The sequence below is a fragment of the Erythrobacter sp. JK5 genome (assembly GCF_018205975.1).
Taxonomy (GTDB): Bacteria; Pseudomonadota; Alphaproteobacteria; order Sphingomonadales; family Sphingomonadaceae; genus Erythrobacter.
Genome location: NZ_CP073577.1, coordinates 1,603,481 through 1,622,316 on the forward strand (window position 1 = coordinate 1,603,481; position 18,836 = coordinate 1,622,316).

General features: G+C 65.2%; 22 protein-coding genes and 2 pseudogenes. 13 read left to right on the forward strand and 11 right to left on the reverse strand.

Annotated elements, in window-relative coordinates; genetic code table 11:
* Positions 1–8 precede the first annotated feature (8 nt).
* From KDC96_RS07880 to coxB, 5 genes are all read right to left on the reverse strand, one after another.
* Positions 9–602 (reverse strand): cytochrome c oxidase assembly protein, encoded by a 594-nt coding sequence (locus KDC96_RS07880; RefSeq protein WP_212452103.1) that lies wholly within the window; start codon positions 600–602, stop codon positions 9–11.
* Positions 603–604: 2 nt separating this feature from the next.
* Positions 605–730: a hypothetical protein gene (locus KDC96_RS16555; RefSeq protein ID WP_256439044.1), complete on the reverse strand. Its 126-nt coding sequence runs from the start codon at positions 728–730 to the stop codon at positions 605–607.
* Positions 727–1,671, reverse strand: a complete 945-nt coding sequence (locus tag KDC96_RS07885; RefSeq protein ID WP_212452105.1) for a heme o synthase — start codon at positions 1,669–1,671, stop codon at positions 727–729. The genes KDC96_RS16555 and KDC96_RS07885 overlap by 4 nt, the downstream gene beginning before the upstream one ends.
* Before the next feature lie 105 nt (positions 1,672–1,776).
* Positions 1,777–3,498, reverse strand: a complete 1,722-nt coding sequence (gene ctaD / locus KDC96_RS07890; RefSeq protein ID WP_212452107.1) for a cytochrome c oxidase subunit I — start codon at positions 3,496–3,498, stop codon at positions 1,777–1,779.
* Between the two features lie 57 nt (positions 3,499–3,555).
* Positions 3,556–4,596 carry a cytochrome c oxidase subunit II gene (coxB, locus tag KDC96_RS07895; protein WP_212452109.1) on the reverse strand — a complete coding sequence of 347 codons (1,041 nt, stop codon included), beginning with the start codon at positions 4,594–4,596 and terminating at the stop codon, positions 3,556–3,558.
* Between the two features lie 243 nt (positions 4,597–4,839).
* On the opposite strand from coxB, the gene pyrE reads away from it, so the two are divergent.
* The 8 genes and pseudogenes from pyrE (at position 4,840) to ruvX (ending at position 9,873) form a co-directional block, all read left to right on the forward strand.
* Complete coding sequence (gene pyrE / locus KDC96_RS07900) at positions 4,840–5,421, forward strand: orotate phosphoribosyltransferase (protein ID WP_212452111.1); 582 nt, start codon at positions 4,840–4,842, stop codon at positions 5,419–5,421.
* A gap of 7 nt (positions 5,422–5,428) precedes the next feature.
* Positions 5,429–6,169 carry a pyridoxine 5'-phosphate synthase gene (locus tag KDC96_RS07905; protein WP_212452113.1) on the forward strand — a complete coding sequence of 247 codons (741 nt, stop codon included), beginning with the start codon at positions 5,429–5,431 and terminating at the stop codon, positions 6,167–6,169.
* A gap of 4 nt (positions 6,170–6,173) precedes the next feature.
* Positions 6,174–6,455, forward strand: a complete 282-nt coding sequence (locus KDC96_RS07910; RefSeq protein ID WP_212452115.1) for a pyridoxal phosphate biosynthetic protein — start codon at positions 6,174–6,176, stop codon at positions 6,453–6,455.
* Positions 6,452–6,760, forward strand: a complete 309-nt coding sequence (locus KDC96_RS07915) for a hypothetical protein (protein WP_212452117.1) — start codon at positions 6,452–6,454, stop codon at positions 6,758–6,760. The genes KDC96_RS07910 and KDC96_RS07915 overlap by 4 nt, the downstream gene beginning before the upstream one ends.
* A pseudogene (acpS, locus tag KDC96_RS07920) lies at positions 6,757–7,157 on the forward strand (holo-ACP synthase). The gene KDC96_RS07915 and the pseudogene acpS overlap by 4 nt, the downstream one beginning before the upstream one ends.
* A gap of 35 nt (positions 7,158–7,192) precedes the next feature.
* Positions 7,193–8,140, forward strand: coding sequence for a signal peptidase I (gene lepB, locus KDC96_RS07925; protein ID WP_249171976.1), 948 nt, complete (start codon positions 7,193–7,195; stop codon positions 8,138–8,140).
* Positions 8,141–8,158: 18 nt separating this feature from the next.
* Positions 8,159–9,406: a DUF3089 domain-containing protein gene (locus KDC96_RS07930; protein WP_212452119.1), complete on the forward strand. Its 1,248-nt coding sequence runs from the start codon at positions 8,159–8,161 to the stop codon at positions 9,404–9,406.
* Positions 9,403–9,873 carry a Holliday junction resolvase RuvX gene (ruvX, locus tag KDC96_RS07935; protein WP_212452516.1) on the forward strand — a complete coding sequence of 157 codons (471 nt, stop codon included), beginning with the start codon at positions 9,403–9,405 and terminating at the stop codon, positions 9,871–9,873. The genes KDC96_RS07930 and ruvX overlap by 4 nt, the downstream gene beginning before the upstream one ends.
* Here the strand turns inward: ruvX and KDC96_RS07940 are convergent.
* The 3 genes from KDC96_RS07940 to KDC96_RS07950 are packed head-to-tail and all read right to left on the reverse strand — an operon-like array spanning position 9,870 to position 11,903.
* On the reverse strand, positions 9,870–10,781 hold the full coding sequence (locus tag KDC96_RS07940; RefSeq protein ID WP_212452121.1) for a transposase: 912 nt from the start codon (positions 10,779–10,781) through the stop codon (positions 9,870–9,872). The genes ruvX and KDC96_RS07940 overlap by 4 nt on opposite strands.
* Positions 10,781–11,725: a hypothetical protein gene (locus KDC96_RS07945; protein ID WP_212452123.1), complete on the reverse strand. Its 945-nt coding sequence runs from the start codon at positions 11,723–11,725 to the stop codon at positions 10,781–10,783. Before KDC96_RS07945 ends, KDC96_RS07940 begins: the two co-directional genes overlap by 1 nt.
* 16 nt (positions 11,726–11,741) lie before the next feature.
* Complete coding sequence (locus tag KDC96_RS07950; protein ID WP_212452125.1) at positions 11,742–11,903, reverse strand: hypothetical protein; 162 nt, start codon at positions 11,901–11,903, stop codon at positions 11,742–11,744.
* A 123-nt stretch (positions 11,904–12,026) separates the two neighbouring features.
* Here KDC96_RS07950 and KDC96_RS07955 point away from each other — a divergent pair, with 123 nt between their 5' ends.
* Entirely contained in the window at positions 12,027–12,524 is a 498-nt protein-coding gene (locus KDC96_RS07955; protein ID WP_249171977.1) for a PaaI family thioesterase, read from the forward strand.
* Complete coding sequence (locus KDC96_RS07960; RefSeq protein WP_212452127.1) at positions 12,517–12,918, forward strand: PaaI family thioesterase; 402 nt, start codon at positions 12,517–12,519, stop codon at positions 12,916–12,918. The genes KDC96_RS07955 and KDC96_RS07960 overlap by 8 nt, the downstream gene beginning before the upstream one ends.
* A gap of 40 nt (positions 12,919–12,958) precedes the next feature.
* Here the strand turns inward: KDC96_RS07960 and KDC96_RS07965 are convergent, their stop codons facing one another.
* Both KDC96_RS07965 and cobS read right to left on the reverse strand, forming a co-directional pair.
* The gene (locus KDC96_RS07965) at positions 12,959–15,109 is read right to left on the reverse strand and encodes a transglycosylase domain-containing protein (protein WP_212452129.1); all 2,151 of its coding nucleotides are present in this window, start codon (positions 15,107–15,109) and stop codon (positions 12,959–12,961) included.
* A gap of 60 nt (positions 15,110–15,169) precedes the next feature.
* Positions 15,170–16,165 (reverse strand): cobaltochelatase subunit CobS, encoded by a 996-nt coding sequence (cobS, locus tag KDC96_RS07970; protein WP_212452131.1) that lies wholly within the window; start codon positions 16,163–16,165, stop codon positions 15,170–15,172.
* 179 nt (positions 16,166–16,344) lie between these two features.
* Here cobS and KDC96_RS07975 point away from each other — a divergent pair.
* The 3 genes and pseudogenes from KDC96_RS07975 (at position 16,345) to KDC96_RS07985 (ending at position 18,245) form a co-directional block, all read left to right on the forward strand.
* Positions 16,345–17,182: pseudogene (locus KDC96_RS07975) on the forward strand (oxygenase MpaB family protein).
* A 60-nt stretch (positions 17,183–17,242) separates the two neighbouring features.
* Entirely contained in the window at positions 17,243–17,605 is a 363-nt protein-coding gene (locus tag KDC96_RS07980) for a DUF1428 domain-containing protein (RefSeq protein ID WP_212452133.1), read from the forward strand.
* 4 nt (positions 17,606–17,609) lie between these two features.
* Positions 17,610–18,245 carry a glutathione S-transferase family protein gene (locus KDC96_RS07985; RefSeq protein WP_212452135.1) on the forward strand — a complete coding sequence of 212 codons (636 nt, stop codon included), beginning with the start codon at positions 17,610–17,612 and terminating at the stop codon, positions 18,243–18,245.
* Here the strand turns inward: KDC96_RS07985 and KDC96_RS07990 are convergent.
* Complete coding sequence (locus KDC96_RS07990; protein ID WP_212452137.1) at positions 18,242–18,835, reverse strand: DnaJ domain-containing protein; 594 nt, start codon at positions 18,833–18,835, stop codon at positions 18,242–18,244. The genes KDC96_RS07985 and KDC96_RS07990 overlap by 4 nt on opposite strands.
* Position 18,836: the final 1 nt, after the last annotated feature.

Below are 18,836 nucleotides of genomic sequence, written 5' to 3' on the forward strand. Positions count from 1 at the left end.
CGTCTGATTCAGTTCGAGCGCTTGGGAGCCGACACTACGGGCTCCTTGGCGCGGTGGAAAGTGTAGCTCAGCGTGATCTGCTCGACATCCTTCATGAACTCGTCGTCGAGGATCGCCGGATCGACGTAATACAGCACCGGCATGTTGACCTCCTGCCCCGGCTGCAACGTCTGCTCGGTAAAGCAGAAACACTGGATCTTGTTGAAATACTTGCCCGCCTGCGAAGGCTCGACATTGAATGTCGCGGTGCCGGTGATCGGCTGGTCCGAATTGTTGCGCGCCACGTAGGTCGCGATGTCGCGCTGGCCGATCTGCACCGTGTCGGTCGATTGCGCCGGATGGAAGGTCCACGGCATGTCGTAGGCGGTCGACGCGTCGAAGCGGATCGACATCGTCTCGCCACTGGCTGCCATCGCTGCGCGCGCGGCGTCGGCTTCGCTGGCGACCTGCGTGGTGCCACCGAAGCCGGTGACGCGGCAGAACATCTCGTAAAGCGGCACCGCGGCATAGCCGAGACCCAGCATCGCGAGCGCGCCGATAAAGGCGAGGATGCCGACACGGACGTTCTTTTCGCTGAGTTCCTGCGCGGTGTAGGCTGCCATGGTCAGTCTCCCAACCGCACGATGGTGATCGCGTAGAACAGGACCACGAAGAACAGCAGCGTACCCCCGACCACGAGGTTGCGGCTCTTGCGGCGGCGCTTGAACTCGGTTTCTTCTTCGGGGGTCATGCGATCACCCCCTGCGCCGCCAGCACCCGGTCCGCCACCAGCGCGGCGAACAGCACGAACAGATAGGCGATGCTGTATTTGAACAGCGTCTTTTCCGGCTTGAGCGGGTCGCCGCCCGTCCGCCGCTCGCGCAGCACCGGGATCGCCAGCGCAACGAACAGCGCGGACAAGACCACCGCGACCGATCCGTAGACCCAGCTCGTCTCGCCGATCGCCCACGGCGCGATCGCGATCGGGGCGAGCAGCAGGGTGTAGACCATGATCTGGCGCCGCGTGACGCGCTCGCCCGCGACCACCGGCAGCATCGGGATGCCGACCTTGGCGTAATCGGACTTCACGAACAGCGCGAGCGCCCAGAAATGCGGCGGAGTCCAGAAGAAGATGATGGCGAACAGCAGCACCGGCATCATCGTGATCTCGCCGGTCACCGCGATCCAGCCGATGAAGGGCGGGAACGCGCCCGCGCCGCCACCGATCACGATGTTCTGCGGGGTGCGCGGCTTGAGCCACATGGTGTAGATCACCGCGTAATAGACGATCGCCGCCGCGAGGCTGATCGCCGCCAGCCAGCCGACCGCGACGCCCATCAGCCCGACCGACACCGCCGACAGGAAAATCCCGAAATCGCGCGCGTCCTCGCGCCGCATCCGCCCGGTCGGCAGCGGGCGATTGGCGGTGCGCTTCATGCCCGCGTCGAGATCGGCTTCCCACCAGTGGTTGAGCGCCGCCGATCCGCCCGCGCCCATCGCGATCGCGAGGATCGCGGTAAAGCCGATGACCGGATGGATCGAGCCCGGCGCGGCGAGCAGTCCGCAGATGCCGGTGAAGATCACCAGCGTCATCACGCGCGGCTTGGTCAGCGTGAAGAAGTCACGCCATTCGGTCGGGAGCGCGGTGCGGCGCTCCTGATCCGGTGCCTGTGTGTGTGCGGTTGCGTCCATTGGTTCGGTTCGTGTCGTTATTCCGAAAGAGAACGCACCCGGCGGCGCGCGCTCCCCCTTCTCGTGTCTGTACGGCACCGGAGCGAAGCCCCGGCCCGCCCTGCGTCAGGCGGTTGCCGGCTTGTCCGATGCCGGACGGTGATCGTGATAATCGTGATGATCCTCGATCACCGGCAGCGTTTCAAACTGGTGGTACGGCGGCGGGCTCGACAGCGTCCATTCGAGCGTCGTCGCGCCTTCGCCCCAGGGATTCTTGCCCGGGTTCTTGCCCGCGACGAGCGCGTAAATGACGTTGACGAAGAATACCACCATCGATGCCGCCATCACCATGTAGCCGATCGTGCTGATCTCGTTCCAGAAGGCAAAGGCGTCGGTATAGTCCGGATAGCGCCGAGGCATGCCCTGCAAGCCGAGGAAGTGCTGCGGGAAGAAGATGATGTTCACGCCGATAAAGAAGCCCCAGAAGTGGATATGGCTCAGCAGTTCGGAGTGCATCTTGCCGCTGATCTTCGGGAACCAGTAGTAGAAACCCGCGAACAGCGAGAACACCGCACCCATCGACAGCACGTAGTGGAAATGCGCCACCACATAGTAGGTGTCGTGCAGGTTGTCGTCGATGCCGCCATTGGCAAGCACCACGCCGGTCACGCCGCCGACGGTGAACAGGAAGATGAAGCCCAGCGCCCAGACCATCGGCGACTTGAACTCGAGGCTGCCGCCCCACATCGTCGCGATCCAGCTGAAGATCTTCACCCCGGTCGGGACGGCGATGACCATCGTCGCCGCGGTGAAATACATCTTCGTGTTCACGTCGAGGCCAACGGTGTACATGTGGTGGGCCCACACGATGAAGCCGACCACGCCGATCGCGACCATGGCGTAGGCCATGCCGAGATATCCGAACACCGGCTTGCGGCTGAAGGTCGCGACGATCTGCGAGATCATGCCGAAGCCCGGCAGGATCATAATGTAGACTTCGGGGTGGCCGAAGAACCAGAACAGGTGCTGGTAGAGCACCGGGTCGCCGCCACCGGCCGGATCGAAGAAGGTCGTGCCGAAATTGCGATCGGTCAGCAGCATGGTGATCGCAGCGGCGAGCACCGGCAGCGCCAGCAGCAGCAGGAATGCGGTGACCAGCACCGACCACACGAACAGCGGCATCTTGTGCAGGGTCATGCCCGGCGCGCGCATGTTGAAGATGGTGGTGATGAAATTGGTCGCGCCCAGGATCGAGCCAGCGCCCGCGAGGTGCAGCGAGAAGATCGCGAAGTCGACCGCCGGACCGGGAGAGCCGCTGGTCGAAAGCGGGGCATAGACCGTCCAGCCAACGCCCGCCCCGTTGCCCGCACCACCGGGCACGAACAGCGAAAACAGCAGGCTGAAGAAGCCCGCGACGGTCAGCCAGAATGAAATGTTGTTCATCCGCGGGAACGCCATGTCCGGCGCACCGATCATCAGCGGGACGAACCAGTTGCCGAACCCGCCGATCATCGCGGGCATGACCATGAAGAACACCATGATCAGGCCGTGCGCGGTGATGAACACGTTCCACATGTGCAGCGCGGTGTTGAGATCGTCGCCGCCGCCCATGAACGCGGCCCACCATTGCAGGTACTGGATGCCCGGCTCAGCCAGCTCCATCCGCATGATGCCCGAAATCGCACCGCCGACAATCCCCGCGCAGATCGCGAAGATCAGGTACAGCGTGCCGATATCCTTGTGGTTGGTCGACATGAACCAGCGGGTGAAAAAGCCCGGCTTGTGATCCGCATGATCGTGGGCGTGATCGCCTGCGGGGATGTCGAAGCCTTCTGCTGTGGTAGCCATCGTTCAGATACTCTCAGGTTCGTCGTGTGTTCTACGTTCGGTTGCGTCGCGCCGCGATCAGGCGGCGGGCTCCGCAGCGGCGTCGTCGGCGGGCGCTTCCTCGGCCGGAGCCGCAGCTTCTTCGCCCGGCATCGTGCCGCCCTGCGCGCGGACCCAGGCGGCGAATTCCTCGGGCGGAAGCGCTTCGACCGCGATCGGCATGTAGGCGTGGCGCGTACCGCACAGCTCGGAACACTGGCCGTAATACACGCCCGGCTCCTTGATCGTCAGCATCTTCTCGTTGAGCCGGCCCGGCACCGCGTCCATCTTGAACCACAACGAGGGTACCGCGAAGGCGTGGATCACGTCGGCACCGGTGGTCTGGATACGCAGCGGAACCCCCGCCGGCACGACCAGGCGATTGTCCACCGCCAACTTGGGCGGTTCGCCGTTGGCGATCGCATCGGCATCGGTCAGCATGTTCGAGATGATCTCGCCGACCCCGTGATCGGGATATTCGTAGCCCCAATACCACTGATACCCGGTGGCCTTGATGGTCACCGCATCCTCCGGCGGGGTTTCGTACTGGCGCGCCAGCAGCGTGATGGAGGGCACCGCGATGATCACCAGGATCAGGACCGGCACAACCGTCCAGATAACCTCGATTGCGGTGTTGTGGGTCGTCTTCGACGGCACCGGATTGGCACGGCGGTTATAGCGCACACCCGCGTACAGCAGCAGACCCAGCACGAACAGGCTGATCACCGTGATGATCGGCAGCAGCAGGTTATCGTGCATCCACAGCGCATAGGCGCCGTTTTCGGTATACTGATCCTGGAAGTTCATCGACTTGATCGGATCGTCCTCGAACGAGGTGGGCATGCCCTTGCCCTCGGTCGGAGCCATCGGGGTATAGGCCCCGGTCGCTTCGGGAGCTTCGGTTTCGCCCGCGACCACTTCGTCCGGCGCGGCACCCGGAGGCACCTCGCCGAGAACCTCGGCCCCGGTCGCATCCTGCGCGACAACGGCCTGCGGCGCAGCGATGGCGGTCAGCGCCATCATCAGCGCCAGTGCCAGCGCGATCGTTCCATTCTTCACACGGGTGAGTGCGTGACCCATAATTATGTGCCCAGACATGCTATCGATTTTCATCCCATGCCGCCCTGCCCAAGGGTCCTTGCGACCTCTTGGGCAAACGGCGTTGCAGCCGACATTTCCGCCAGCTTCCGGGTCCCCTTAGCCGCGCTTGCCGAGTGCCTCAAGCGCTTCTAGGGAGAAAAATATGCAAGCCGCCATGAAGCGCACGCAAGTTTACGCAACCCTACGGATTTTGCCGGGAATTCACGTGCAATGAGCGCAACAATGACCACCGATCAGGTACTCGAGGAATTCCGCCAGTGCGGCGCGCTGCTCGAAGGCCATTTCAAGCTGTCGTCCGGGCGGCACAGCGGGCACTACCTGCAATGCGCGCGGGTGCTGATGAACCCGGCCCGCGCCGCGCGCCTGGCCGAAGCGACCTGTGCACAGATTCCCGCCGCCATCCTCGATCGGATCGACACCGTGGTTTCCCCGGCGATGGGCGGCATCATCATGGGCCACGAAGTCGGCCGCGCGCTGGGCAAGGACGCGCTGTTTCTCGAACGGCCCGACGGCACGTTCCACCTGCGCAGGGGATTCGCGCTGGAGCCGGGCGCAAAAGTGCTCATGGTGGAAGATGTCGTCACCACCGGCCTTTCCAGCCGCGAAGCCATCGCCGCTGTGGCGCGCGAAGGCGGCGAAGTGATCGCCGAATGCGCGCTGGTCGATCGCTCGGCGGGCTCGGTCGATCTCGGCGTGCCGTTCTATCCCCTGGTCGCGATCGATTTCCCGACCTACGACGAGGACAGCATCCCCGAAGAACTGGCACGCGTAGCTGTGACCAAACCGGGAAGCCGCAAAGAATAGCAGGACAATGACCAGCCCCCTTCGTCTTGGCGTAAACATTGATCACGTTGCCACTATCCGCAATGCCCGCGGTGGCGACCATCCCGATCCCGTGCGTGCGGCCGAGATCGTCGCAGCTGTGGGCGGGGACGGCATCACCGCACACCTGCGCGAGGATCGCCGCCATATCCGCGACGAGGACCTTGCCCGCATCCAGGCGGCGACCGACCTCCCCCTCAACCTCGAAATGGCGGCGACCGAGGAGATGCTGGCGATTGCGCTGCGACACAAACCGCACGCCGCCTGCATCGTCCCCGAAAAGCGCGAGGAGCGCACCACCGAAGGCGGGCTCGACGCGGCGGGGCTGCACAACACGCTGGTACCGATCGTCGACCGCCTGCACGAGGCGGGCATCCGCGTGTCGCTGTTCATCGAGGCCGACGAGCGCCAGCTCGACGCCGCGCTGCGGCTCGGCGCGCCGGTGGTCGAATTCCACACCGGGGAATACGCCCACGCGATCCTCGACGGCGATGCCGAGCGCACCGCGAAGGAACTGCGCCGGATCGGCGACATGGCCGCGCTCGCCGCCAAGAACGGAATCGAGCCGCATGCCGGGCACGGCCTGACCTACGAAAACGTCCAGCCGATCGCCGCCATCCCGCAAGTCGCCGAACTCAATATCGGGCACTACCTGATCGGCGAGGCGGTGTTCACCGGGCTGGAAACGGCGGTGCGGCGGATGCGCGAATTGATGGACGAGGCGCGCTGAACCGATGGCCGAAGACCTGCCCGAGCTGACCGGAGAGCAGAAGCGCTGGGCATTCGGCGCGGTGGCGCTGTTCCTGCTCGCGGTCTGCTTTCTGGGCTTCGCGCTCAATGCGCAGGTGCTGGTTCCCTTCGCGATCGGCTGGGTCGCGCTGCAGATCTTCGGCTATGTCGGCTCGCTCAAATTCGCCAATGGCGACTTTGCCAGCCCGTTGTTCAAGAGCCAGGTGATGCTGCATGTGGTGGCGCTCACGCTGCTGGTCACGCTCATCCTGAAAGGCGCGGGATGACCGACAGCAAGCCGTCGAACTGGCCGATCGTGGTGATGATTGCCTGGTACGTGGTGCTGCTGGCAGGCTCCGCGGGCATTTTCCTGATTGGCCTCATGTTCGGATCGGAGGCCTATCGCGGTCGGCCCATGCCGATCATCGAATGGCTGTTGATCGGCGGCCCGCTGGTGCTGAACGCGGCGCTGCTGGCGACGACCATCTGGCTGTGGAACACCGGCAGACGGACCGCTTCCATCGCGCTTACAGGTGCCAGCCTGATCGTGGTTGTCGGTCTTGTGGCGCTGGGAGGATTGCTCGTACTATGATTATCGGCCTCGGCTCCGACCTGTGCAATATCGAGCGAATCCAGAACTCTCTCGACCGTTTCGGCGAACGGTTCGAGAACCGCGTCTTCACCGATATCGAGCGCGCCAAGGCTCGCCGCCGCCCTTCACGATCGCCGGCACCTATGCCAAGCGCTTCGCCGCCAAGGAAGCGTTCAGCAAGGCGGTCGGCACCGGTTTCCGGCGCGGCGTGTTCATGAAGGACATCGGCGTGGTCAACGCCCCGTCGGGCGCGCCGACGCTGGCATTGACCGGGGGCGCCGCAATCCGGCTTGAAGAAATGGTCCCGTCAGGCCATGAGGCGCTCATTCATCTGACCCTAACCGATGATCACCCATGGGCGCAGGCATTCGTGATGATCGAAGCGCGTGCGCTCTGAACCCTGTATATTGACGCCGGAACCGAACCCGAACCGTGACCCAGACCGATTCCCCGCAGGCCGACGCCCCCAAGGCGACCGAGGCTGTCGAACCCGTCGCCGCACCGGCGCAGGGCACCCATGCTGACGGCGGGGAGGAAAGCGACAAGAAGGTCGACTGGTTCGCGGAACTGCGCGGGCTCGCCCTGATGCTGCTCGCGGTGCTGGCGTTCCACAGCCTGGTCGCCAAGCCGTTCTACATCCCTTCGACCTCGATGATGCCGACCCTGTGGGTGGGCGACCGGCTGGTGGTGAGCAAGTATCCCTACGGCTGGTCGTGGGCGTCGGCGAGCTTCCACATGCTGCCGCGCGGCGACTGGCGGGTCTGGCCGGCCACCCCGGAATACGGCGATATCGTTATCCCGGTCCACCCGCAGCGCGACGAGGATTACATCAAGCGCGTGGTCGCCCTGCCCGGCGACACGATCGAAGTACGGGACGGACGGATCATCCTCAACGGCGAGCTGGTGACACGCGAAATCGTGCCGCCGGTGCGCATCCCGTTCGAACCCGAGCTCCTGTGCGACAACGGCCCCTGCCTGTCGGCGTTCGAGCCCTACAAGGTCCGCGAAGCCAATGGCGCGCAATTCTACGAACCGCCGACCTATCGCGAGACCCTGCCCAATGGCGCGACCTATCTGGTCATCGACCATGAAGATCAGCCGCTCGACAATTTCGGCCCGCTGACCATCCCCGAGGGCCACGTGTTCGCGATGGGCGACAACCGCGACGAGAGCGCCGACAGCCGCGCGCCCGCGGAAGCGCGCGGACTGGGCGGCGCCATCCCGCTGGAAAACATCGGCGGGCGGGCGGAATTCATCACCTTCTCGCTCGACGGATCGACCACCTGGAACCCGGTGAGCTGGTTCTCCAGCATGCGCGGCGCGCGGGCATGGAGCACGCTGCGCCCGCCGATCGCCGAACGAACCGCACCCTCCCAATAGTTTGCAAGACCCACGACAATGGCCCGAAAATTCCTCTATCTCGTCGCATTCTGCATCGTCGTCTTCATCGTCGGCCGGATCGCCTACGAGATGTTCCAGGAAGAGCTCGCCGCCGTCGCGCTCGTCCCCTCGACCGAGTTCACGCCCACCGAACCGCTGGAGGTCAACGCCTATCAGGACCCGGCGCTGTGGTATTCGCGCCCCGGCATCGGCGTAAACGATCCGGCGCGCTGGCAGCCGGCGCTGGCCGAACGCGCGCCCGATCCGACCGCGCGGCAGCCCTCGCCCGACAATCCCGCCGCCGAACGCACGCTCGGTCGCCCGGCGCAGTTTGAAACGCGCGGCTCGCGCGCGGTCGATCCGCGGGGGAATGGCGAGGTGTCCGATTTCGCCGTCTTCTTCGTCCACCCGACCAGCTATCTCAGCCGCGACAACTGGAATGCGCCGATCGGCGAGGATGCCGACGAAGAAGCCGAACGCATCGCCCGCGTGTACATTCGCGGCATGGCCAGCCCGTTCAACGCCGCGAGCGAGATCTGGGCACCGCGCTATCGCCAGGCGACGATGGGCGCCTTCCTGACCGACGAACCTGAAGGCCAGCAGGCGATCGACGCCGCCTATTCCGATGTGCGCGAAGCCTTTCGCTACTTCCTCAGTTCGGTCGACGAGGACACGCCGATCGTGCTCGCCGGACACAGCCAGGGCGCGCTGCACCTGATCCGGCTGCTGCGCGAGGAGGTGCAGGGCTCGCCAGTCGCCGATCGGCTGGTGGCCGCCTATGCGATCGGCTGGCCGATTTCGGTCGCGCACGATCTGCCCGCGATGGGAATCGTCGCCTGCGCCACCCCGGCGCAGACCGGCTGCGTGCTGTCGTGGTCGAGTTTTGCCGAACCCGCCGATCCTTCGTCGGTGATCAGGACCTATGCAAAGTCGACCGGCTTCGACGGGACCGAACGGGGCGACAGCCAGATCCTGTGCACCAATCCGCTGACCGGCATGTTCCGCGGGTCGGCTCCGGCCAGCGCCAACCTCGGCACGCTGGTGCCCGACGACAGCATCTCGACCGGCGAGCTGGTTCCCGGTGCCGTCCCGGCGCGTTGCGACGAGCGGGGATTGCTGCTGATCGGCGATCCGCCCGAGCTCGGCTCTTACGTGCTGCCGGGGAACAACTACCACGTTTACGACATCCCGCTGTTCTGGGCGAACACCAAGGCGGACGTGGCGCGGCGGGTGAACGCCTTTGCCGCAGCGGCGAACGGCTCCTGATCACCGAATCCGCCCACGATTTCTCCGAGGCGCTGCCCGATGGCGGCGTACTGCTCGGGCTCGATCTCGGCACAAGGACGATCGGCATCGCGACCTGCGATGCGGGCTGGCGCTTCGCCACCGCAGGCAAGACGCTGGGCCGGGGCAAGTGGAGCCGCGACCGCGCCGTGCTCGGAGAACTGGTCAAGGCGCGCGCGATCACGGGCGTGGTGCTTGGCCTGCCGCGCAACATGGATGGCAGCGAAGGTCCGCGCGCGCAGGCCAGCCGCGCCTTCGCCCGCAATCTCGCCGAAGCCTTCGCCCTGCCGGTGCTGCTGTGGGATGAGCGCTGGTCGACCAAGTCGGCCGAGGATGCGCTGATCGGGCAGGACATCAGCCGCAAGAAGCGCGCCGGAGCGATCGACAGCCACGCGGCGGCGGTGATCCTGCAAGGCGCGATCGATCGGCTTGCCGGCGGGGTGATCTAGGCGAGCGCGGCGCGGCGCTCCCGTGCGACAGCTTCCACCATCCGGCTTCCGCTCGCCTCGGCGGTCCGCCACAGCGCGTCCTCTCCGTCTGCATCGGGGCACCTCGCCGCCCGCGCCTCGAAACTCGCCAGCCGCAGCCGGTCGCTCGGATGCGACTTGCCGATCTGCTCGGCGAGGTCGAGCGCCTCCCCGGCCCCGGTTGCCACCGCTACGCGCAGGAAAGTCTCGGTCGAGTTGGGGCTGAGCACTGCGTTCACGCATTGCTCCTCAAGGTCGAACCCGTACTGGTCGAACCAGCACTGCACCGGATCGACATGCATGACGTTGAGCGAAACCGACAGGCTTTCGGGCGGCAACTGGCTGTGGATGTCGAGATGACGCCGGTACAGCATCAGCTTGCCCGGGTGCAGCGCGCTCCGCTCGATGAACTTCAGGTCGACCTTCTCGCCCGCAAATCCCGCCACGCTTTCGTAATCGTATTCGAAATAGTCGCTGCGATAGCCGGGGCCGAAATAGCCGCTGGTGAGAAACGAGAAATCGTGATCGTGCGGGACGCCATAGACGAAGCTGCGCGCGCCGCTGTTGCGGAAGCACAGGTCCTGCTCGGCCGGCCAGATGTTGGCGCGCAGGAACATGCCGCCGCTGGCACCCGTGCGATGCGGGCTCAGCACGATCGCCTGCGGACCATAGCCGCTGTCGATCGCCGTGCCACCGCCCGACCGCCGGGTCACCAAATCGACCAGCAGATCGCCGAGGAAGCTGCGGTTGTTGGTCAGCCGCCTAAGCCAGCGCGCTGCCTGCGCCGTGCGCTGTTCGCAATCGGGATCGAAATCGAGCGCGGCCAGCGCCTCGATCGCTTCGGGCAATGAACAGGCGCGCGCATCGTCCACGGGGATGATTTGTGGCATCAGGCGGCCTCTGCGAGGTGCGGATGAGCCTCGGCGAGCTGCGCTCTGAGGCGAAGTGCCGGGTTGAACAGCGGATCGGTCGGGCATCCCGCAAGGCCGCTCAACAGCGCGAAACCCCCCGCCGGATCGAGCGCCAGCGCCTGGCGAACCGCTTCCCAGCGCACATCGGGGTCGCGCGCGCCGTCCGCGCATACCTGCTGCATCGCCGCCAACCCGGCCGGGTGTTCCATCGCGCCGATCACGGCGAGCGCCATCAGGTCGCGGCTTGCCTGCCGATCCCCGCTGGCGACCTTGAGCAGGCAGCTGTCGGCAAGTCGGTATTGGCGCGTCGGGCGCGGGGTCCGGGGCGTTCGGGAAAGCTGCAGCACCAGCAGCGCCCCTTCGACCGCGACAATCTGCCGGGCACGCCGGTAGTGCATCGCGATCCGGTCGCCGGAGCGCCAGGTCTCGGTCGATGTCTCCACCGTCCCGTCGTCAACGAGCCGGTGCGACGCGCCGCGCGCGGTCCCCGCCAGAACCAGCTCGCTGCTTTCGCGATCCACGAACAGTGCGGTCCGCGGCTCGGCGCCACCCGGCTGGCGCTCATAGGCCGAAACGCCCAGCGTCGCGCCGCCTGCCGACAGCAGCTGGACCGTGGAATATCCCTTCGTATGGCGGTAGCCGAAAGGCACCTCTGCCAGCGGATAGCGGTTCAGGGCCTCGATCAGCGGCGCGCTCCAGCCGGCGACGAATGCGCACGCCGCGCCCCTGTCGCCAAGCAGCGCCGAAACCGCCGCGCAGTCCGTCAGCACCGCACCGGCAGCGTAGCGGGCAAGATCGGCTGCGATCTCGCGTTGCCAGGACGCCTCCCGCCATGTGCGAAGCGTATCGGCCATCGCCGCTTGCGTGCGGCGTTGCGAAGCGGGATCGCTCCGCAACGCCGCGATGGCAGGATGCACGTGCATCGTCGCGCCACCTCGCTCAGAAAAACATTTCCGGCGGAGGCGGGGGAGCGCTTTCGTACAGAAAGATCATGATTTCGACGACCGTGTCGTCGAAAGTCGCGGCCTGCTGGCTGAGCGATCCGAACAGCCCCTGGGCGGTTTCCAGCCCGGGCAGCGCGTTGAGGTCGATCTTCGGCATGGTTGGTTTCCTCTCATTCGACGTCCGGCGGAATGCCGAACGCAGACGCAAGGTGACGCAGGTGACGCGATTGAAAAAATTAAATGATTGTAATGATTCGCTACTCGAAGCACAGAAAACGCAATGACCAGAAACATGGCCCGGTTCGATCCGCGCGAAGCGGCAAAATTCTTTTTCCGGCACGGCCATTCCGGCTGGCTCGGGCTGACCTATCGCGACCACGGCGATGACTGGGTCGAGCTCGAATTGCCGTGGCGCGAAGATTTGCTGGGTGAGCCGGACCGACCGGTGCTCGCCTCCGGTCCGATCGTCAGCCTGATGGACATGGCGAGCGGGATGTCGATCTGGCAGAAATCGGGCACCTTCACGCCGATTGCGACGCTCGACCTGCGGGTCGATTACCAGCGTCCGGCACGCGAACGCTCGGCGGTGTTCGGACGGGTCGAATGCTATCGCATGACCCGATCGGCCGCGTTTGTGCGCGGTATCGCGCATGATGGCGATCCGGATGATCCGGTGGCGCACGTAGCGGGGGTGTTCATGACGATCGCGTCCGACCCGCGTCAGAAAGACAGGACTGCTACGGAAAGCGCGAAGTCCGAGGGCGACACCGATGACTGAACCGACGCGCCGCCTCGTCCTTCCCGCCTATGCCCGCTCGCTCGGGATCGAGATCCATGGTGAGGAGCACGGCCTGCCGGTGCTGACGGTGGCATTCGGACCGAATATCGAAGGGCGGCCCGGCCATTTCCACGGCGGGGCGACCGCAGGATTGCTTGAAAACGCCGGCTACGCGGCGCTGCGCGCGGTATTGCTGCGCGAGGGCCGTGATCACCGGCTCAAGCCGATCAACATCACGGTGCAGTATCTGTCGGCCGGCAAGCAGAAGCAGACCTATGCCCTTGCCCGCATTGCCCGGCTGGGACGGCGCAATGCCAACCTTTCGGTCGAAGCCTGGCAGGACGATCGCGACCGCCCGATTGCGAGCGCGGTCATGAACATCCTGATGGCCTGAGCATGATGTCCCGGGCGCGGGGCGGTGCGGGGCGGGGTCGCTAGCGTTCGGGTTCGGCAGGTTCGACCGCGAGCCCGCCATCGTCGATCCGAAATTCGACCGGAACCCCTTCCACCCGCGTGGTGACACTCACTTCGCCATCCTCGATCCGCAGCATCGATCCCCGGTCGTCGAGCGGGATTTCCGCACCATCCTCGATATCGAAGGGCTGGATCGGGCCTGCGGGATCGGGCGAGGCGCTCGGGCTCGGGCTTGGCTTGAGCGACAAGGCACCTCGCATGAAATCCTTCCAGATGCGCGCCGGCAGCCCGCCGCCCGTGACCTTGTCGAGCGGCGTGTTGTCGTCGTTGCCGACCCACACGCCGACCACCAGATCCCCGGCATAGCCGACGAACAGCGCGTCGCGGTAATTCTGGGTCGTGCCGGTCTTGCCGAAATTGGCGATCGGCAGCGTCGCGGCGCGCCCGGTGCCACGGTTGATCGCCGCGCGCAGCATCTGCTCGATATCGTCATGCGTCCCGCTCGAAAGACTGTCGCTCGGCGTCGTGAACCATTCCCACCAGCCCTTTTCCTCCTGCACAAAGGCATGCGGTCGCACCGGGAATTCGTTCGCCGCGATCCCGGCATAAGCTGCGGTGAGCTCGATCAGCGTCATGGTGGACGTTCCGAGCGCCAGGCTGGGATCGCCTTCGGTCATCGGCGAGGTGATGCCGAGCGCGCGCGCGGTGCGGATCACCCGTTCGCTGCCGATCTCGTTGAACAGCCGCACCGCCGCGACGTTGCTCGACGAAGCGAGCGCATCTTCGAGGGTGATTTCGTCGGAATAGCGCTCGCGGGCGTTCTTCGGTCGATAGCTGCCGCTTTCGATCGGGGTGTTGGTGATGGTGTCGTCGGGTTCCCACCCGGCTTCGAGGGCGGCGAGATAGACGAACAGCTTGAAAGTCGAGCCCGGTTGTCGCCGCGCCTGCGTCGCGCGGTTGAACGGCGAACCGGAATAGTCCTTGCCCCCGACCATCGCCACGACCTCGCCGTTGGGCCGCATCGCCACCAGCGCAACCTGCGCCGTACCCAGAGCCGCGCGGCCGGTCACGCGGCTGGCGAGTGCCTGCAACCGCGAATCGAGCGTGGTGGTGAGCACCTGCCGTTCGTAGCCCGGCTTGAATCCCTCGCGCGCGATCGGCAGTGCCCAGTCGGCGAAATAGGTCCCGGTCGGCAGGTCCTCGCGGGTGCGCACGTCCAGCCGGGGATCGGGCAGCGCGGTGGCCTCGGCCTCGCTCAGGTAACCTTCTTCGACCATCGCGCCGATTACCAGGTCCATGCGTGCCTTTGCCCGTCCGTAATGCTTGGTCGGGTTGTAGCGCGATGGCGCCTGCAACAGGCCCGCGAGCATAGCCGCCTGTTGCGGGAGCAGCTTTTCGGGCTGGCGGTAGAAATAGTGCATCGAGGCCGCGCGCAGCCCGTACTGGTTGTCCCCGAAATAGGCGTTCGACAAATAGCGTTCGAGGATGTCGTCCTTGGTCAGCCAGGCTTCCAGCCAGAACGCGATCAGCGCCTCGCGCGCTTTGCGGGTGAGGCTCTGTTCGGGCGTGAGGAAGGTAAACTTGGCGAGCTGCTGCGTGATCGTGCTGCCGCCGCCAACGCCGGTCCATGCCGCGCGCGCGATCCCGCGCGGATCGACGCCCCAGTGCGAATAGAATCGCCGGTCCTCGATCGCGAGAAACGCCTCGACCACGTGCGGGGGCAAATCCTCGATCTCGACCGGTTCATCGACCATCGCGCCGCTGCGGGCGATCGGCGTCCCGTCGCTGGCCAGCAGCGTGACCTGCGGTGCGGCGATCGGTTCGAGCGACTTCGACAGCGGGGCGGTGATCGCCAGCCAGGCGACCAGCACGAAGAACGTCATGATGAAGCCGGCGACGATGCGCACCGCCCACCAGCGCTTGCGCCGCCCGCGCCAGTGTGCCGGACGCCACCACGGCAGGCGGCGGCGCTCTTCGCGCGCGACATAGCCATCGAGCCGCGACAGACGATCGTCCCACGCACGGAAATCGGGTCTGCCATGCGTCCGCCGATCGCCGAAATCGTCATCGGGTTCGTAGGCCCGCTGCGATTCGTAGAGCGGAAAAAACCCCGCTCCCTCGCGATCGAGATCGTCGGCCGAGCGTTTGCGGAAGCGTGCGAACAGACCCATAGCGCTACTGTATTATCAGACTAATACGGCCCGCCGCAAGGCTGTGGGGACACATTCCCGTCAGGGTGCAGTCTTCGCCGCGCTTTCCGGCAGGTCCTCGCCGAAAACCCGCTGGTAGTATTCGCTCACCAGCGTGCGCTCGGCCTCGTCGCACTTGTTGAGGAACGACAGGCGGAAAGCGAAGCCGACCGAATTGAAGATTTCCGCGTTCTGCGCCCAGGTGATCACGGTGCGCGGGCTCATCACGGTCGAGATGTCGCCGTTGATGAACCCGTGCCGGGTCAGCTCGGCGACCTTGACCATGTCGGCGATCAGCTTGTCGTCGGTATCCGGGGTCTTGGACTTGACGATCTGCTGTTCGGTTTCCGCCGCCAGGTAATTGAGCGCGACGACGATATTCCAGCGGTCCATCTGCGCCTGGTTGATCGCCTGCGTGCCGTGATACAGCCCGCTCGTGTCGCCAAGGCCGACGGTGTTGGTGGTCGCGAACAGCCGAAAGAACGGGTTGGGCGTGATCACGCGGTTCTGGTCGAGCAGCGTCAGGCGACCATCGAATTCGAGCACGCGCTGGATCACGAACATCACGTCGGGGCGACCGGCATCGTATTCGTCGAAGGTCAGCGCGACCGGGTGCTGCAGCGCCCACGGCAGGATGCCTTCCTTGAATTCGGTGACCTGCAGCCCGTCCTTGAGCACGATCGCATCGCGTCCGACCAGATCGATCCGGCTGATATGCGCATCGAGGTTGACCCGGATGCTGGGCCATTTCAGCCGCGCGGCGACCTGTTCGATATGCGTCGATTTGCCGGTGCCGTGATAGCCCTGGATCATCACCCGCCGGTTGTGCGCGAATCCCGCCAGGATCGCGAGCGTCGTATCGGGATCGAACACGTAATCCTTGTCGAGCTCGGGTACGTGCTCGTCGGTCACGCTGAAGGCGGGAACCTGCCAGTCCACATCGATGCCGAAGGCGTCGCGCACGTCCACGACGGTGTCGGGCGCTTCGAGGGTCGTTTCTGCGGAGGCATCGAAGGATTTGTCGGTCATGTGATTCATCACGCCCCGGTTAGAACGCGATGCCTCATGCCGCAAGGCGGCAACACCTGCTAATTTTGCAAGTCGCGGTAAATCTGCGGCGGCTCGCTGTGTCCTGTGCGAAGGCGGAGAACCGCGGTTTTCGCCGTCAGGAATCGTGCCGCTCGAAATATGCGATTGTCGTGACTACATTTCCAGCGATGCCCGATCCGATCGAATCCCTGCGCCTGAGACTTGTCGAGCAGGTGCGCGGCGTGTTCAACGATACGGCAAGCGGGCAGAAGCCGGTTCCGCCGTCCGACGACGCGCTGTTTGCCAAGGACACTCCGATCCGCAAGGTGCATGCCGATCTGGTCGGGATGATGACCGGGGGATCCGGGGCTGCTGCTGCAGATGCTCCACCCGCACGCGCTGCAGGGGGTGCTCGACCATTCCAATTTTCGCGAGGACATGCACGGGCGGCTGCGGCGCACGGCGCGGTTCATCGCGGTCACCACCTTCGGCCACCGCGACGAGGCGATGCAGGCGATCGAACGGGTCAATCGCATCCATGCCAGGATCGGCGGGACGCTGCCCGACGGCACCCCCTACAACGCGACCAATCCGCGCACGCTGGCGTGGGTTCACGTGGTCGAAGCGCAGAGTTTCCTTGCCGGCTATCTGCGCCACGTGCGCCCCGACATGCCGTCGAGCGAGCAGGACGAATACTATCGCCAGTTCGCGGTGATCGCCCGCGCGCTCGGGGCCGATCCTGTGCCGGAAAGCCGCACCGAGGCCGAGGCGATCTTCCGCGGATTGCGCACCGATCTGCGCACATCGCCAGCGGCGCGCGAAGTAGCACAGCTGGTGCTGAGCCAGCGACCCAAGGGCACGCCGCCCGCGCTGCAGACGGTGATCGGCGCCGATGCGGTCGCCATGCTGCCCGATTGGGCGCGTTCGATGCTGCGGCTGCAGAAACCGCTCTTGACCGCGCTACCCGCGCGGGCCGCGACATGGGGCGTGGGCCGGACGCTGCGCTGGGCGTTCAGACAGAACTGACGCGATTGGACTGCAATCCTGCTATACCGTGCCGCTGGGAGTCTTGCAGGGAGATCGACGATGTACGTGATGGGAGCGGTGCTCGGCGTGAAGGCCGACCGCGAAGAGGACTACCTCGAGATGGCGCGCTGGATGAACGAAATGTTCCTCGAATATGGCGCATTGGAGGTCGCGGAAAACTGGGAAGTCGACGTCGCCGATGGCGTGCACACCGATTTCCGCCGCGCTGTCGCGGCGGAAGGGGACGAGAAGATCGTCTTTTCGTGGATCACCTGGCCCGACAAGGAAACGCATGACGCAGCGCACGAAAAGATGATGCAGGACGAGCGCATGCAGAAGATGCCGGAGGATATGCCGTTCGACGGCAAGCGCATGATCTTCGGCGGATTTCGCACCATCTATCACGGCAAGCAGAAGGGCTGATCCAATGGCCGAATTCACCTTCTACACCGTCGCCATGAGCCGCGGGCAGATTTCGCGCTGGGCGCTGCACGAAGCGGGCGCGGATTACGAGCATGTGATGATGAACTGGGAGACCCGCCCGGAGACGTTCAGGGAGATCAATCCCATGAACAAGGTGCCCGCGCTGGTGCACCATCACGGCGGTCACGACCACGTCGTCACCGAAGCCGCGGCGATCAATCACTACCTCGCGGAAACGCATCCCGACAAAGGTCTGCTGCCCGATGCGCACGAAAAGGCGGCGTACTTCCGCTGGCTGTTCTTCGGGGCCGGTCCGCTCGAACAGGCGGTGGTAGCCCAGGCGATGGGCTGGAAGGTGCCCGAGGACAAGGTCGGCATGGCGGGCTTCGGCTCGCTCGAACTGACACTCGACGCGCTCGATAGCTGGCTCAGCGCGAATGACTGGGTCGCTGGCCAGCGCTTCACCATGGCGGATACCTATGTCGGCAGCCAGTTCATCTGGGGCCTGCGCTTCGGCTCGATCCCCGAGCGCCCTTCGTTCAAGGCCTATGTCGAGCGGCTTACCAATCGGCCGTGCTATCTCGAGGCGATCGTGATCGACCAGAAGATAATCGATGCAGCGGCGGCGCAGTCTGCCTAGGCGATCGCAGCGCTCTTTCGCAGCAGCTGATACGCCTCGACAACCTTGCCCAGCCTCGCCTCATACTTGCGGTCGCCGCCGTTGCGATCGGGGTGGTAGCGGCGGACCAGTTCCGAATAGCGCCGCCGCAATCGCCGCCGGTCGGTATCGAGACCGAGACCCATCGTTTCCAGCGCCTGCGCCTCGTCCTTGGAAAAGCGCCCGTCCATCGCCATTCTCGCTTCGCGTTCGGCGCGGCTGCGGATACCGCCCGCGCGCGCGGCGATGGCATCCAGCGGGTCGGTGAAATCCGCCCAGCGCGGCATCCCGTCGACATGCACACGCTGCGAAAAGCCGGGACTTTCGGTGCGCCAGCCGTTGACCGGCGATTGCGCATTCAGGATTTCGTCGGCCGACATTCCTTCGAACCAGTCGTAGCCGGAATTGAACTCGCGCACGTGATCGAGGCAGAACCAGCGCCATTCGCCCGGACCGTCGAACCCGCTGGCGCGGTATCCAGGTGCTCGAAATTCGCCAGCCTCGCGGCACCCGGGGGCCTCGCAGTGCCGATTTGCGCTTTCGTGGCGACCATGGAACTTGGCGGAAGACATA

What these genes read in the sequence shown, in the direction of transcription:
- KDC96_RS07945 (WP_212452123.1), bottom strand. Translation starts at nt 11,725, where the DNA reads ATGCACGTGCATCCTGCCATCGCGGCGTTGCGGAGCGATCCCGCTTCG.
- KDC96_RS07990 (WP_212452137.1), bottom strand. Translation starts at nt 18,835, where the DNA reads ATGTCTTCCGCCAAGTTCCATGGTCGCCACGAAAGCGCAAATCGGCAC.
- KDC96_RS07885 (WP_212452105.1), bottom strand. Translation starts at nt 1,671, where the DNA reads ATGGACGCAACCGCACACACACAGGCACCGGATCAGGAGCGCCGCACC.
- KDC96_RS07940 (WP_212452121.1), bottom strand. Translation starts at nt 10,781, where the DNA reads ATGCCACAAATCATCCCCGTGGACGATGCGCGCGCCTGTTCATTGCCC.
- KDC96_RS07960 (WP_212452127.1), top strand. Translation starts at nt 12,517, where the DNA reads ATGACTGAACCGACGCGCCGCCTCGTCCTTCCCGCCTATGCCCGCTCG.
- coxB (WP_212452109.1), bottom strand. Translation starts at nt 4,596, where the DNA reads ATGGGTCACGCACTCACCCGTGTGAAGAATGGAACGATCGCGCTGGCA.
- cobS (WP_212452131.1), bottom strand. Translation starts at nt 16,165, where the DNA reads ATGAATCACATGACCGACAAATCCTTCGATGCCTCCGCAGAAACGACC.
- KDC96_RS07880 (WP_212452103.1), bottom strand. Translation starts at nt 602, where the DNA reads ATGGCAGCCTACACCGCGCAGGAACTCAGCGAAAAGAACGTCCGTGTC.
- KDC96_RS07910 (WP_212452115.1), top strand. Translation starts at nt 6,174, where the DNA reads ATGGCCGAAGACCTGCCCGAGCTGACCGGAGAGCAGAAGCGCTGGGCA.
- KDC96_RS07965 (WP_212452129.1), bottom strand. Translation starts at nt 15,109, where the DNA reads ATGGGTCTGTTCGCACGCTTCCGCAAACGCTCGGCCGACGATCTCGAT.
- KDC96_RS07955 (WP_249171977.1), top strand. Translation starts at nt 12,027, where the DNA reads ATGACCAGAAACATGGCCCGGTTCGATCCGCGCGAAGCGGCAAAATTC.
- pyrE (WP_212452111.1), top strand. Translation starts at nt 4,840, where the DNA reads ATGACCACCGATCAGGTACTCGAGGAATTCCGCCAGTGCGGCGCGCTG.
- ctaD (WP_212452107.1), bottom strand. Translation starts at nt 3,498, where the DNA reads ATGGCTACCACAGCAGAAGGCTTCGACATCCCCGCAGGCGATCACGCC.
- KDC96_RS07930 (WP_212452119.1), top strand. Translation starts at nt 8,159, where the DNA reads ATGGCCCGAAAATTCCTCTATCTCGTCGCATTCTGCATCGTCGTCTTC.
- KDC96_RS07980 (WP_212452133.1), top strand. Translation starts at nt 17,243, where the DNA reads ATGTACGTGATGGGAGCGGTGCTCGGCGTGAAGGCCGACCGCGAAGAG.
- KDC96_RS07985 (WP_212452135.1), top strand. Translation starts at nt 17,610, where the DNA reads ATGGCCGAATTCACCTTCTACACCGTCGCCATGAGCCGCGGGCAGATT.
- KDC96_RS16555 (WP_256439044.1), bottom strand. Translation starts at nt 730, where the DNA reads ATGACCCCCGAAGAAGAAACCGAGTTCAAGCGCCGCCGCAAGAGCCGC.
- KDC96_RS07915 (WP_212452117.1), top strand. Translation starts at nt 6,452, where the DNA reads ATGACCGACAGCAAGCCGTCGAACTGGCCGATCGTGGTGATGATTGCC.
- KDC96_RS07950 (WP_212452125.1), bottom strand. Translation starts at nt 11,903, where the DNA reads ATGCCGAAGATCGACCTCAACGCGCTGCCCGGGCTGGAAACCGCCCAG.
- KDC96_RS07905 (WP_212452113.1), top strand. Translation starts at nt 5,429, where the DNA reads ATGACCAGCCCCCTTCGTCTTGGCGTAAACATTGATCACGTTGCCACT.